General features: G+C 71.4%; 14 protein-coding genes. 6 read left to right on the top strand and 8 right to left on the bottom strand.

All coding sequences use genetic code 11. The annotated features are described in order from the left end of the window. Nucleotides 1–89: 89 nt before the first annotated feature. The 3 genes from ACFV8T_RS18330 to ACFV8T_RS18320 form a co-directional block, all read right to left on the bottom strand. The gene (locus ACFV8T_RS18330) at nt 90–1544 is read right to left on the bottom strand and encodes an MFS transporter (RefSeq protein ID WP_385328595.1); all 1455 of its coding nucleotides are present in this window, start codon (nt 1542–1544) and stop codon (nt 90–92) included. A 305-nt stretch (nt 1545–1849) separates the two neighbouring features. After that, nucleotides 1850–3403 (bottom strand): peptidoglycan-binding protein, encoded by a 1554-nt coding sequence (locus ACFV8T_RS18325; RefSeq protein ID WP_385328593.1) that lies wholly within the window; start codon nt 3401–3403, stop codon nt 1850–1852. Between the two features lie 218 nt (nt 3404–3621). Next, a complete protein-coding gene (locus ACFV8T_RS18320) occupies nt 3622–4338 on the bottom strand; it encodes a nitroreductase family protein (RefSeq protein WP_385328591.1) in 717 nt (238 codons plus the stop codon). A 227-nt stretch (nt 4339–4565) separates the two neighbouring features. Between ACFV8T_RS18320 and ACFV8T_RS18315 the strand changes: the two genes are divergently transcribed. From ACFV8T_RS18315 to ACFV8T_RS18300, 4 genes are all read left to right on the top strand, one after another. Continuing rightward, nucleotides 4566–4799: an acyl carrier protein gene (locus ACFV8T_RS18315; RefSeq protein WP_385328589.1), complete on the top strand. Its 234-nt coding sequence runs from the start codon at nt 4566–4568 to the stop codon at nt 4797–4799. After that, the gene (locus ACFV8T_RS18310; RefSeq protein WP_385328587.1) at nt 4796–6046 is read left to right on the top strand and encodes a beta-ketoacyl-[acyl-carrier-protein] synthase family protein; all 1251 of its coding nucleotides are present in this window, start codon (nt 4796–4798) and stop codon (nt 6044–6046) included. Before ACFV8T_RS18315 ends, ACFV8T_RS18310 begins: the two co-directional genes overlap by 4 nt. Nucleotides 6047–6071: 25 nt before the next feature. Beyond that, nucleotides 6072–6989, top strand: a complete 918-nt coding sequence (locus ACFV8T_RS18305; protein ID WP_385328585.1) for an alpha/beta fold hydrolase — start codon at nt 6072–6074, stop codon at nt 6987–6989. Nucleotides 6990–7065: 76 nt separating this feature from the next. Beyond that, on the top strand, nt 7066–7566 hold the full coding sequence (locus ACFV8T_RS18300) for an SRPBCC family protein (RefSeq protein WP_385328583.1): 501 nt from the start codon (nt 7066–7068) through the stop codon (nt 7564–7566). A 40-nt stretch (nt 7567–7606) separates the two neighbouring features. Here the strand turns inward: ACFV8T_RS18300 and ACFV8T_RS18295 are convergent, their stop codons facing one another. Further along, complete coding sequence (locus ACFV8T_RS18295) at nt 7607–7975, bottom strand: nuclear transport factor 2 family protein (RefSeq protein WP_385328581.1); 369 nt, start codon at nt 7973–7975, stop codon at nt 7607–7609. Nucleotides 7976–8117: 142 nt separating this feature from the next. Then, nucleotides 8118–8570: a DUF5709 domain-containing protein gene (locus ACFV8T_RS18290; protein ID WP_385328579.1), complete on the bottom strand. Its 453-nt coding sequence runs from the start codon at nt 8568–8570 to the stop codon at nt 8118–8120. Nucleotides 8571–8813: 243 nt separating this feature from the next. Between ACFV8T_RS18290 and ACFV8T_RS18285 the strand changes: the two genes are divergently transcribed. Continuing rightward, on the top strand, nt 8814–9044 hold the full coding sequence (locus tag ACFV8T_RS18285) for a DUF6296 family protein (RefSeq protein WP_266428713.1): 231 nt from the start codon (nt 8814–8816) through the stop codon (nt 9042–9044). A gap of 33 nt (nt 9045–9077) precedes the next feature. Here the strand turns inward: ACFV8T_RS18285 and ACFV8T_RS18280 are convergent, their stop codons facing one another. Then, a complete protein-coding gene (locus ACFV8T_RS18280) occupies nt 9078–9503 on the bottom strand; it encodes a cold-shock protein (protein ID WP_385328577.1) in 426 nt (141 codons plus the stop codon). Nucleotides 9504–9639: 136 nt separating this feature from the next. Beyond that, the gene (locus ACFV8T_RS18275) at nt 9640–10515 is read right to left on the bottom strand and encodes a DMT family transporter (protein ID WP_385328575.1); all 876 of its coding nucleotides are present in this window, start codon (nt 10513–10515) and stop codon (nt 9640–9642) included. A gap of 130 nt (nt 10516–10645) precedes the next feature. On the opposite strand from ACFV8T_RS18275, the gene ACFV8T_RS18270 reads away from it, so the two are divergent. After that, on the top strand, nt 10646–11800 hold the full coding sequence (locus ACFV8T_RS18270; protein WP_385328573.1) for a winged helix DNA-binding domain-containing protein: 1155 nt from the start codon (nt 10646–10648) through the stop codon (nt 11798–11800). A gap of 67 nt (nt 11801–11867) precedes the next feature. Here ACFV8T_RS18270 and ACFV8T_RS18265 read toward each other — a convergent pair whose 3' ends face one another. Beyond that, a complete protein-coding gene (locus ACFV8T_RS18265) occupies nt 11868–12710 on the bottom strand; it encodes a response regulator transcription factor (RefSeq protein WP_385328572.1) in 843 nt (280 codons plus the stop codon). Nucleotides 12711–12724: the final 14 nt, after the last annotated feature.

The following is a 12724-nucleotide window of genomic DNA, read 5'->3' as shown; positions in this document are numbered from 1 at the left end:
CCCTTTCATTGCGAGCATCGCGAGCGAGCTGTGCGGAGGGGAAGAGAGGGGAGGGGACCATCGTGTGGTGCGACAGGCCCGGTGGCCGGTCAGCGCGCGGTCACGGACCCCGCGGATTCCGACGGACCCGCCTGGGTGCCGACGGCGGCCCGGTCCTGCCCGGCGACCTCGTCGGGGGAGGCGGCCTTCGTGGGGTCCCACTTGATCGCCAGGCAGGTGATCAGGCCGAGCAGCGGCACGACGGAGAGCACCAGGAAGGTGTCGGCGAGCCCCAGCGAGTCCTTGATCTGCGGGAAGACGTACAGCCCGACGACACTGCCGAAGCTGCCGACCATCCCGGTGACACCGGTGCCGAGCGCGCGGACGTCGCTGCTGTACGAGAGGGCGGCGATGGACTTGCCGTTGGCGCCGGGGCCCGCGGAGTGGCAGAGGATGAACAGCACCGGCAGCAGGAACGCCACGGCGGTGGGCACCTTCTCGAAGGTCAGCCCCATCGCGAGCAGCGCCACGAAGACACCGGCGAACCCGGCGGCGGAGCTGAGACGCAGCCCGAGCCGGCGGCCGAAGTAGGCGGAGAGGAGCCCGCCCGCGATTCCGAAGGCGTTGAAGACCATCGAGCCGATGGTGGCCTTCTCGAAGCTCTCGCCGAAGATCGTCAGGCTGATCAGCGGGAGGTACCAGCCGACCGCGAAGTACTGCATCGACTGGCCGAGCGAGATGACCGAGGAGAGGACCGTGCGCGGCAGGTACTCGCCCTTGAAGAGCAGTCCGGCCTGGCGGAAACCGATGGCGGGCGCCTCGGTGGCGGCGCGGGTCGCCTCGTCGGGCTTCCCGGCGACGGCCTTGATCTTGTAGATCTTGTCCAGGTTGACGACGGCCTCGTCCAGCCGGCCCTTGCTCGCCAGCCAGGTGGGGCTCTCCCGCAGCATCAGCCACTGGCCCAGGAGCAGGGCGGCGGCGACGACCGCGGCCGAGCCGACCGACCAGCGCCAGATGTCCGCGCCGACGTCCAGGTTGAAGAAGAGCAGGGCGAGCGCGAGGTTGCTGGTGGTGGCGACGTACCAGACGGCCTGCCACAGGTTCAGCCGCCCGCCCAGCTTCGCGGGCGTGTACTCGGCGAGCAGCGCCATGGCGACGGCGAAGTCGATGCCGTACGCGACGCCCACCAGGACCCGGCCGAACCAGACCACGGTGAAGTCACCGGCGAAGGCGGCCAGCAGGGCGCCCGCGATGGCGAACACCTTGGCGATGAGAAGCGGGGGAACACGGCCGATCCGGGTGGCGAGCCAGCCGCCGACCGGGTTGAAGATGATCGCCAGGGCCGGAGCGGTGGCCGTGAGGATCGAGACCTGGGTGCTGGTGAGCTCCATCTGGGACGTCATGGGCCCCAGACCGGCGCTCAGCGCGGCGTTCGAATAGGCGTCGAGAAACAGCCCGCCGAACACGAGGAACCAGATGACCTGCGCCCGGCCGGTGATCTTTCCCAGCCCATCGATGAGCGCAACGACGTCGGCGACGCCTTTGACGCTCGGACGTTGTGCCATGAATCCGCCTTCGAGGAAGACCCATCGGCGGCACGGGGAGCACAAAAAAACAGGCATGACGAAACCACCGACAGGTGGTCTATGTCTGTGCCTGTCAAAACACTGCGGAAAGCGCCGCAGCACGTGAACTGCAAGGAATGCGAACTACGCAGTGAGGTTAAGAACGAGCCAGGAGAAACGTCAAGGGTTTCCGGCAGGTTACTTGAACGTGACATGGGTCCGGAGGGCGGGAGCGGGGTCGTGCGAGAGGTGCGCGCGGGGCGGGGCGATCCGCACGCACCCCGCCCCGCCCGTGGTGACGGACGTCAGCGCCCCGTCTGCAGCGCCGCCCAGGTGTCCGGTCCCACGACGCCGTCGGCCGTCAGTCCCCGGCTCGTCTGATAGCCGCGCACCGCGGTCACCGTCGCCGGGCCGAAGCTGCCGTCGACGCCGACCGTCGAGCCGAGCGCCGCGGTCAGCGAGCGCTGGAGCCGCTTCACCCCGTCGCCCGAGGCACCCTGCTGGAGGCTCGGTGTCGCGCCGGCCGACAGCAGCGCGGTCCAGGTCCTGGCCCCCACCACACCGTCGGCGTCCAGCCCGCGGGCCGCCTGATACGCCGTCACCGCGGTCTTCGTGGCCGGGCCGAAGCTGCCGTCCACCGCGCCCGCGGTGTAGCCCTGGTCGTTCAGCAGCTGCTGGACCGCCTTGACCTGGGCACCCGTCGAGCCGCTCTGCTGGGTCGCGTACGAGGCGAAGCTCAGCCCGTCGGCGCTGTCGCCGCCGCGGGTGTCCCCGCCGACCAGCTGCATGTAGCGCGTCCAGTCCCAGTAGGGCCCCGGATCGGTGTGGTCGTTGCCCGGTGCCTCGCTGTGCCCGATGATGTGCGCCCGGTCCTTCGGGATCCCGTACCGGTCGCACAGGTACGTGGTCAGGGCCGCCGACGACCGGTACATCGTGTCCGTGAACCAGGACGGGTCGTCGATGAACCCCTCGTGCTCGATGCCGAGCGCCGAGGAGTTGGCGCTCCTGGCGTGGTACGCGGTGTCGCTGTCGCGCACCGTCTGGGTGATCTCGCCGTCGGAGGAGCGCACCACGTAGTGGGCGCTCACCTCCGCGGTCGGGTTCTGGAACCAGCTGATCGAGCCCGCGTACGAGCCCTGCGTGACATGGACGATCACCTTGTCGATCTTCGCCGAGCGGCCCGCCGCGAAGTTGTGCGGGTCGGCCGGGACCCACAGCGCCGACGGGTAGTCGGGGCTCTGGGTGCGCACGCCGGCGGCGGAGAGCGAACCCTTCTGCGGGGCGACCGGACGGCTCGTCACCGAGATCCGCTCACCGCCGGGGACGACCGCCCTGAGCCCGTCGGCCAGGAAGCTGTAGACGGTGTCGGCGTAGAGGGCGGCGGCGGGTCCCCGCGCGCCGCCGTACCGGGCGACGGCCGGGTACCAGGCGTCGATGTCGTCGCGGTCCCGGGCGTCGAGGCCGAGCTTGTCCGCGTAGCTGCGCAGCACCGCCGCGCCGCCCAGGATGTTGGCCCCGGTGTCGGTGCGGAGCTCGGCGAGGGGCTTGCCGGTGAGGGCCGCCGCCCGTTCCAGCGTGCGGTTCGTGGGGTTGCTCACCAGATGCATCACGCCATAGCCGTTGGCCTGGCTGGGGTGCCCGGAGTGGCTGTCGAGCCGGGTCTCGCCGTAACCGACGGCGGCGAGCAGATCGCGCGGTACGTCGAACTGCGCGGCGGCCCGCGCGAACGCCCGGTTCATCGGGTGGCCGCCGTCCGGTGCGGCGAGGGCCGGCGAGCCGGTCACGGTGAGGACGGTGGCGGTGAGGGCCGCCAGGACGGATGCGCGGCCCTTTGCGTGGGCTGCGGCGCGGCTGGGCATACCTGCTCCTGCTCGGTGGGGGAGAAGAGAACGGCCCCCGGGCCCGAGTGGGGTGGGCCGAGGGGCCGCGAAGCCCGCTCAGCGTATCTATCTGTCCAGGGCATGACAATCATCTGCCGGTGTGTCGAACTCCCTTTCACTCCAATGGGGTTTGCGGGATTACGAGGCCTGCCCGGTGAGCGGATGGGGCGTCACCGGGCCGGGCGGGCGGCCCCGGGCTACCAGCGGTCGCGGTGGATGACGTCCGCCACCGGGCGGCGCCGTACCGGCCCGAAGTTGCCCTGCGGCCACCCGACCGGAATGGCGGCGTAGGTGTGCATGTCCTCGGGGATGCCGAGGGCCTCCTTCCACTCCTGCTCCAGCATCAGGTGCCAGATGGTGATGTTCGCCGCGAGCCCCAGGGCCCGCGCGGCGAGGAGGACGTTCTGCACACCCGGGTAGACGCAGGAGCCCTCGGCGAGCGCCTGGAAGCGCGTCCCGATGTTCATCATGTGCTCGGTCGCGGCCGGTCCGAGTGCCTGTGCTGAGGCCAGCAGCCCCTCCTCGTCCAGGCGCGGCTCCGGGAACCGGTAACAGGGCACGATCAGCGCCGGCGTATCGGCGAAGTGGTCGCGCTGGTACTCGATCGCGGCGACCATCCGGCCGTACGCCGCCTCGTCCATGCCTTTCGGCGCGTACTTCCCCGTCGTCGCCAGATAGGCGTCCACGCACCGCTTCCACAGCGGCGCCAGACGCGCCATCACCTCGCGGTCGGTCACCACGACGTATTCGTAGCACTGCATGTTGCCGCCGCTGGGACCCCAGACGGCGGCCTGTATGAGCTGCTCCAGCGTCTCGTCCGGCACCGGTTCCGGCTTCAGGCGGCGCATCGCGCGCATGGTGGACATCGTCGGGAAGAGCGCGGGTCCGTCGGCATGAGTCGTGTCGATCGTCATGATCGCGGAGTGTACGGGCCGGTCATGGGCGGCGGGAGGCCTGTCGCTCGCCGTAAACCGTATGGATTCGTACACCTGGACGACCCCCCACCGCACGGGGGAACGCGGATCGGATCTACCTTCGCGAAGGCGTATAAATGGTTCCTCCGGACCAGCCGGCGTCCCCCGATGGCACTCATACCTCACGCGGCAGGGCGTCACCGCGTACGAGAGCGCAGGAGCGCCGCATGAGCACGGCAGAAGAGATCAACACCTTGCTGGTGGCGAACTTCGGCACCGATCCGCTCGCCATCCGGCCCGAGGTGTCGCTCCGTCATCTCAGTCTCGACTCACTGGCGCTGGAGGAGCTGCGGCTGCTCATCGAGGACCGGATGGGCGTCGATCTGGACGACGTCCAGCTGACCTCGCGGGACACCGTCGGCCATCTCGTCGACGCGGTGCACCGCAAGGCCGCCGCGTGACGGGCCGTCCGTACCGCCCCGAGCCGTTCGCCGCCGCCGTCACCGGGATCGGCATGGTGACCGCCGCGGGCACCGGGGCCGAGGCGACCTGGCGCACGGTCTCCGAGGCGTCGACCGCGCCGTCGGTCGCGCACCGGCCCGAACTCCACGGCCTGCCCTGCGACTTCATGTACACCATCACCGGCCTCGACCCGAGGGCGCTGCTCGGGGTGGCGACCGCGCGGCTGATGGACCGCTTCTCGCAACTGGCCGTCATCGCGGCCCGCGAGGCCGTCGCCGACGCCGGTCTCGACCCCTCGGTCTGGGACGGCGGACGGGTCGCCGTCGTCATCGGCTCCGCGCACGGCGGACTGCCGTTCTACGACGAGCAGCACACCACCCTCACCGAACGCGGCGCACGCCGTGTCTCCCCGAAGCTCGCCCCGCTCACCGTCGTCAACGGCGCGGCCAGCAGCGTCGCCACCGACCTGGGCGCCCTCGGCCCGAGTCAGGCCGTCTCCACCGCCTGCTCCTCCGGCACCGTCGCCGTCGGCACCGCCCACCAGATGCTGCGCACCGGGGCCTGCGACATCGTCATCGCGGGCGGTGCCGAATCGGTCTGCTCCCGACTGCTGATCGCCAGTGCCTGCCAGCTCAAGGCCGTCTCCACCCGGCGTGAGGACCCCGAGGCGGCCTGCCGCCCGTTCGACACCCACCGGGACGGCTTCGTCGTCGGCGAGGGCGCCGGACTCCTCGTCCTGGAACGGCCGGAGCACGCCCGAGCCCGCGGCGCCACCGTCCGCGCACATATCGCGGGATACGGCGCCTCCAGCGATGCCTACTCCGCCGTCGCCCCCGACCCCGAGGGCCTGGGCATCGAACGGGCCCTGCGTTTCGCGCTCGCGGACGCCGGAATCGGGGCCGGGGACATCGGCCATGTCAACGCCCACGGCACCTCGACCGTCTCCAACGACCTCATCGAGGCGACGATGCTGCGCCGGGTCCTCGGTGAGCACCCCCTGGTCACCTCGACGAAGGCGATGACCGGACACACCCTGGGCGCCGCCGGCGGCATCGAGACCGCGCTGACCGTGCTGGCGCTCCAGCACCGGCTCGTACCGCCCACCGTGAACCTCGACGCCCCCGACCCCGCGATCCCCATCGAAGTGGTGAGCAAGGAGGCCCGGCCGGGAACGTTCGACGCGGCCGTCAAGACCTCGCTCGGTTTCGGCGGACACAACGCCGCACTCGTTCTCACCAGGGCCTGACCCGGAAACCAAGAGGCACGGAACCATGGCCGACGAGATCATCCGGACCCTGTCGGTGGACGGGCTGCGCTACGGCTACCGGGTCCTGAGGCAGTCCTCGCCGCACACCGAACCGGTCGTCATTCTCGGCGGCGCGCTCCAGGGGATGTACGGCTGGCCGCAGATGGACGACCACCTGGGGCCGATCGCCTCCGTGGTCACGGCCGACCTGCCCGGCATGGGCGACGCGGACCCGCTCCCGCCCGGTGCGGGCGACGACGTCCTGTACGACGCCGTCACCGGAATCATCGACGATCTGGACGTGCCCAGGGTCAACCTCTTCGGGTTCTCCTACGGCACCTCGATCGCCTTCGGCTGCGCCCGCCGGAACCCCGGCCGGATCGCCCGGCTGATCCTCGGCGGGGTACCCGTCCACATCACCGACGGCCAGCGGGCCCAGTGGGGCCGCGCCGTCTCCCGGCTGGACACCGGCGACCTGGAGGGGCTCGCCGGTCTGGCCGCCGGGGTGCTGATGTGTCAGGACCCCGAACGGTACGTCCACCGGGGCGAGTTGGCGCGACGCTATGTGCGGCGCTCGTTCCTGTACGCCCTCACCCACTCCCCGCACGCCGCGCAGTCGCTGCACCGGGCACTGGGCCGGCGGCCGGACTTCTCCGGCGGACTGGCCGGTGTACCGGCCCTGGTCTTCGCGGGTGAGCACGACACGGTGACCTCGCCCGAGCGGCAGCGGGCCTTCGCCACCACGATCGAGGGCAGCCGGTTCGTCACGATCGGGGAGTCCGACCACTGGGTCGTCCTGGAGCGCCCGGACGACGTCGCGGACCTCGCCGCCCGCTTCTTCACCGACCGCCCGCTGGAAGCGGCACCCGGACTCGCGGCACTCCCGGCGCAGTCGCGGGCGTCACGGTCACCGGCCGGACCGGACTTCGCCGACACCCCGTAGGACCTGCCCGGACCACGCACGAACACCACTGCCGACCGCGCTGTCCCACCCCGATCAGACCCTGGAAGGAACGGTCATGGACAAGCCCGAGTTCGTCTACGTCATCTACATCCAGACCACCGCCGAGAAGCTCTATCAGGCGCTGACCGACCCCGAACTCATCAAGATCTACATGGGCGGATACGGCCCCGATTCGACCTGGGAGGCCGGCGCACCGGTCCGCTGGAAGATGGACCCGGACGGTGAGTTCGAGGAGGTCGGTCAGCGCGTCCTGGAGGCGGATCCCGGCAGGCGGCTCTCGTACACCTGGCACACCCTGCAGCCCATGCACCGCCAGATGTTCGACTTCGCCTCGGACGCGGAGTGGGAGAAGGCCGTCCGGGAGCGGTCCAAGGTCGCCTTCGACATCGAGCCGGCCGAGGAGCCCGAGATGGGGATCAAGCTGACGATCACCCACGACGGGTTCGACAGCCCCGACAGCAGGATGCTGGAAGGCGTCAGCGGCGGCTGGGTCGCGATCCTGTCGACGCTCAAGACCCTTCTGGAGGGCGGGAAGTTCCTCGACGAGCCGGCCTGAGGCGGGCCGTGCGGTGCCGGGCCCGCCTCCCGTCGGACGCTCAGGCGCCGGGCACCCGGTCGAGGAAGCCGCTGACCGAGGCGATGCGTCCGTCGTCGGCGAGGGTGATCACGTCCGACCCGGCGACGGGCGCCGAACCGTCGGTGGTGGAGACCAGCTCCCAGCTGAAGCGCACGATGTCGTGATGTCCGTCCGGCGTGCCGGTGATCCGGAACTCGAAACCGGGGAACTGCTGATGGGCGCCGTCGATCACAGCCGTGAGCCCCTCGTGGCCGCTCACATCGGCCAGCGGGTCGGTGTAGGTGGCGCTCTCGGTGAAGGCGGCCTCGACGGCCTTCGCCAGATCCTCGGCGGCGGTCGCGTTCCAGGCGGCGAAGTAGCGCTGAACGGCGTCCTCGTATGCGGTCATCGTGCTGTTCCTCTCCTCGCGTACCGGCCCTCGGGCCGGGCCCTGGTGGGCTCGTGAGGAACACGATCTCCGATGGCGGGAAAGGCGTCGATTACCTCCGAAGTCATGGTCGGACGGGCGGCGGGGGCGGCGGGCCGCCGTCTCATCCCTGGCTGTCCGACACCACGTGCATGGCGGCTTCCTCGGCCGATGCCGCGGCCCCGTCGATCCCGACGTCCTCGCCCGCCATGGTGTCCGGCTCGTCGATGTCCAGCTGCCGGGTGAGCCGCCCGGCGCGTACCGTACCGACCTCCGCGTCCCAGAGCTCGCCGTCGCCGTCGGGCAGATCCCCCATGCCGTCGCCGTCGGCACCGGGGAACTCGGGGAGTTCGCGGGCCAGGCGGCCGTCCAGTGACTCGCCGTCGTGCTGTTCGGCGGCGGTGGTGCCCCGGTCCTCCACCGCCCACGGCCGCTCGGGCGGGGAGTAGCCCTCGTCGAGTGCGTCGGTCAGCCCCCGGTTGTCCAGGGTGTCCTCGACGTCGAGCTGCTCGGCGAGGTCCGAGGCCTCCGGCTGCTGGGGCTGGTAGACATCGTCTCCCCTGTCGGCATCCATCATGGTGTGTCCCTTCCCGGCTTCGGGGATCCCGGGCGTGCATGCCGTGCGCACGACTCGGGAGAAAGGGGGCTATTCATGCGATAGGTACCCGAGTGCGGTCGAACCGCCCGTATGCGTTCAGGATAAGTGGCTCGGGCATGAGCCCGCAGCCGTGGGCCGCTGCTCGGGCGGTGCGGGCCGGTCGGAGGGACGATGGAAGAGGTGGGCGGAACATGCCTGCCCCATCCGCATCGGAGAACGGACATGGATTACCCGGAGAGCTACCAGTTGGTATTTCAGGCGTCCGCAGTGGAGGACGACACAGTGACCGTCCGGCGCACGGCGCAGTCCGGGGCGGGCGGGTACCCGATCTACGAGGACGAGACCGGAATCGTGCGCGCGGAGATCAGCGACCGGGGCGAGGTGCGCATGCTCGCCAGCGGCGGACACCAGGTGCTCGGCACCCCGCTGGTGGTGCGGGAGCCGAGCGGCTGAGCGGGCGGACGGCCCGGTGCCGGGGGACGGCCGTCAGCCCTCGGTCCAGCCGTGGTTCTTGGCGAACTGCAGCAACCCGCGCCGGATCTGGAGGATCTGAGCGCCCGTCAGTGAAGGAGCGGACTCCAGCAGGACATCGGTCACGTCCCTGGTGTACTCGGCCGCGCTGAGCACGTCGCACAGGGTGTCGTCGTCGGCCGCTCCGGAGGCGGTGACGGCCACGGGCCTCGGCGGAGTCAGGGGCTTCCCGTCGGGCCCCTCGGCGAGCCGGACGGACGATGCCTTCAGCCCGCGGTCGCCGTCCTCGATCTCGAACTCGACCGCCGTACCCGTGTGTACGTAGGACTCGGGGATCAGCATGTCGTTCACATGGAGGAAGACGTCCTCACCCCCGTGATCGGGTGCGATGAAGCCGTATCCCCGAGCTCCGTCGAACCGCACAACGCGACCAGAAACCACACCGACCCCCAGAAATGAAACCGGGCCCCTTGCCCGTACACCACACATGGCTCGACCGGAGAATAGCCCCGAGCGGTCGGGCGGCGCGACCCGATCGAGAGCAATCAACCCCATCCCGGGCCGGGCGGCGGACGGCTCACCTGACCCTGCGGGCGGGCGGGGCCGGATTTCCGGCCGCCAGCGGGGAGCGGGCCAGCTCCACGCAGCCCGCCGTGATCAGGGCGAGCGCGACCAGCTCGGGCAGCACCCACCATCCGGTGCGCAGCTCCTCGCCGAACAGCGTCACCCCGTACACCACGCTGATCAGGGCGTCTCCGAGGGTCAGCATCGGCTGGACGGCGACCAGCGTGCCGGCCTGGAGGGCGTTCTGGAGGAGGAACAGGGCGCCCACCCCGGCCGCCGCGGTGGCGTACAGCTGCCAGGACATCAGGAGCGCCACCGCTCCGCCGCCCCCTTCGAGCCGTGCCATGGCGTCCTTCATGAGCGCGGCCGTCAGGGCGTACCCGCACGCGGCGGCGAGGCCGAGCAGCGCGCCCCGGGTGTTGCCGCGGCTGCTCAGGGCCGCGCCGATCAGTGCGGCCTCGAAGAGGCCGGTCAGGATCAGCGCGGGGATCCAGGCCGCGCCGTGCACGGACGTACTGCCGCCGCCGGGGGCCGCGGAGGCCATGCCCAGGGCCAGCCCGAGCGTCACGGCCGCCACCCCGTACCAGACCCGCCGGGGCAGCCGGACGCGCATGACGAACGCGGCCATCAGCAGTGTGGCGGGCAGCTCGATCACAAAGATCGGCTGGACCACGGCGATCGGTCCGGTGGCCAGTGCCACGGCCTGGCAGACGGCCGCGACGATCACCAGACCGATCCCGGCGAGCCACAGCCGCTGGCGCAGCAGATGCCCGATCAGTGAGAGGTGCATCGCCTCGCTGTCGGGGACGGTGCGGGCGGCACGGCGCTGAAGCACGGAGGCGGTGCCGTTGCTGAGCGCGGTGAGGATGGCGAACAGGACACTGATCACCGACCCATGATGCGGGCGGGCGCCCCGGGATCCCGGGTCCTGCGCCGCGGCGGCATGGCGGGGCGCACGGATCGGAGCACGCTCGACGACGAGGACCGAAGCTGTCCGCAAGGGCGCGTAGCGTGCCTCCATGGCCACCAGGAACCCCGCCGCACCCACTGTGCTCTCCCCCCGCGCGCTGAGCCGCGCCACGCTGGAGCGCCAGCTGCTGCTGCGCCGGACCGCGATGTCCGCGAAGGACGCCGTGGAGCATCTGGTCGGTCTTCAGGCACAGAACACCAAACCGCCCTACTACCAGCTCTGCGCCCGCCTCGACGGCTTCGGCCCCGCCGAGCTCGCCGTGCTGATGGAGTCCCGCGAGGTGGTCCGTATCGTCACCATGCGCTCCACCATCCATATGCACACCGCCGCCGACGCGCTCACCCTGCGCCCGCTTGTCCAGGCGGCGCGCGACCGGGAGCTCACCACCTTCCGCAAGGGGCTCGTCGGGGTGGACCTCGACCGGCTCAGGTCGGTGAGCAGGGAATTCGTCGAGGAGCGGCCCCGTACGCCCAAGGAGATCCGCGAGGAGCTGCTCGTCGCGTGGCCGGACGCCGACCCGCAGGCCCTGGGCGTGGCCGCCCGCTGCCTGCTGCCGCTGGTCCAGGTGACCCCGCGCGGGGTGTGGGGGAGGAGCGGCCAGGTCGCGCTGACCACCGCCGAGCACTGGCTCGGTGCCCCGTCCGGGCCGGCCCCCGCGCCGGATGCCACGGTGCTGCGCTATCTCGCCGCCTTCGGGCCGGCCTCGGTGAAGGACATGCAGATGTGGGCCGGACTGACCCGGCTGCGGGAGGTGTTCGAGCGGCTGCGGCCGCAGCTCGTCACCTTCCGGGACGAGAACGGTGCCGAACTCTTCGACCTGCCGGACGCGCCGCGCCCGGACGAGGACACCCCGGCCCCGCCGCGCTTCCTGCCCGAGTTCGACAATGTGCTGCTCGGCCACGCGGACCGCACCCGGGTGATCCCGCCGCAGTTCCACGGGCGCAACGGGAACGGCAATCAGGCGTACGGCACGGTGCTCGTCGACGGGTTCCTCGCGGCGATCTGGCGGCTGGGCGACGGTGCCGGACGTCCGGGATCCGGGGCGGCGCCGCTCACCGTTCAGCCACTCGGCAGGCTCGGCCGGGCGGAGCGCGACGCGGTCACGGAAGAGGCGGTACGGATGCTCTCCGTCATGACGACGGCGCCGGGCGGTACCGACGGCCACGACATCCGGTTCGCGGACTTCGTCGACTTCGGGGAGTGAGCCGGCCCCGGACAGCGGGTGGCTTCGGACCGTGAGCGGACATGCCCGGGGCACGGAGCGGGGTCACCTACGGCAGCAGCCCCGCGCGCCGGGCGGCCACCACCGCCTCCAGACGGGTGTGCGCCCCCAGCTTGCGCATCGCCGAACGCAGATAGCCCTTCACCGTCTCCGGCCGCAGCCCGAGCCGCTCCGCCGCCACCGCGTTCGTGGCCCCCGCCGCCACGCAGGCCAGCACGTCCAGCTCGCGCGGCGCCAGCTGCACCTCGCAGGGCTTCGGCGTACGGGCCCCGGCCGCCGAGGCGAGCCGCCCGCACACCGCGAGCAGTTCGTCGCGCAGCGCCGGGTCGATGACCTTCGGGACCAGGGCCCGCAGCTCGCGGTGGGCCTCGCGGACGTCCTCCCACGCCTCCGGGGCCGCTCTCGGGTCCGTGATCTGCTCCCGGGTCACCGCCAGCAGCTGCTGCACCTCGTCCCGTACCACCAGGGCCTGCTCCACATCGCGGGCGGCGGCCACCGCCGCGTCGAACGTACGGTCCCCGAGCGTGATCGGCTTGCGCAGCGCCCCGTACAGCACGCCGCGCACCTTGCGCCGCACCACGACGGGGACCGCGACCACCGAGCGCAGGCCCTCCGCCGCGACCGCCAGGTCGTACTCGTGGCTGATGTGGCGCGAGGAGTGGTAGTCGGTCACCGCGCACGGCCGGGACAGCGCGATAGCCTTGCCGCCGAGCCCGCTGCCCGCCGAGATGACGAGACCGCGCAGGGCGGCGGTCTGCGCCCCGTTCAGCTCGGCGATCCGGGCATGACGGGCATCGGCGAGCAGCCCGCCGAAGGCCACCGGCAGCCCACTGGTCCGGCGCAGCCGCAGCAGCGCTGTCTGCATCTCGACCGCATCGACGGATTCCGGCACGCTGACGCCTCTCT

It is taken from the genome of Streptomyces sp. NPDC059832 (assembly GCF_042731715.1).
Lineage (GTDB): Bacteria > Actinomycetota > Actinomycetes > Streptomycetales > Streptomycetaceae > Streptomyces.
The sequence above is the reverse complement of the archived record's forward strand: the minus strand, read 5'-3'. Positions and strand labels throughout refer to the sequence as shown.

Excerpts from the sequence above, each read along its gene's own strand:
- ACFV8T_RS18330 (WP_385328595.1), bottom strand. The coding sequence starts at position 1,544 with ATGGCACAACGTCCGAGCGTCAAAGGCGTCGCCGACGTCGTTGCGCTC.
- ACFV8T_RS18325 (WP_385328593.1), bottom strand. The coding sequence starts at position 3,403 with ATGCCCAGCCGCGCCGCAGCCCACGCAAAGGGCCGCGCATCCGTCCTG.
- ACFV8T_RS18320 (WP_385328591.1), bottom strand. The coding sequence starts at position 4,338 with ATGACGATCGACACGACTCATGCCGACGGACCCGCGCTCTTCCCGACG.
- ACFV8T_RS18315 (WP_385328589.1), top strand. The coding sequence starts at position 4,566 with ATGAGCACGGCAGAAGAGATCAACACCTTGCTGGTGGCGAACTTCGGC.
- ACFV8T_RS18305 (WP_385328585.1), top strand. The coding sequence starts at position 6,072 with ATGGCCGACGAGATCATCCGGACCCTGTCGGTGGACGGGCTGCGCTAC.
- ACFV8T_RS18300 (WP_385328583.1), top strand. The coding sequence starts at position 7,066 with ATGGACAAGCCCGAGTTCGTCTACGTCATCTACATCCAGACCACCGCC.
- ACFV8T_RS18295 (WP_385328581.1), bottom strand. The coding sequence starts at position 7,975 with ATGACCGCATACGAGGACGCCGTTCAGCGCTACTTCGCCGCCTGGAAC.
- ACFV8T_RS18290 (WP_385328579.1), bottom strand. The coding sequence starts at position 8,570 with ATGATGGATGCCGACAGGGGAGACGATGTCTACCAGCCCCAGCAGCCG.
- ACFV8T_RS18285 (WP_266428713.1), top strand. The coding sequence starts at position 8,814 with ATGGATTACCCGGAGAGCTACCAGTTGGTATTTCAGGCGTCCGCAGTG.
- ACFV8T_RS18270 (WP_385328573.1), top strand. The coding sequence starts at position 10,646 with ATGGCCACCAGGAACCCCGCCGCACCCACTGTGCTCTCCCCCCGCGCG.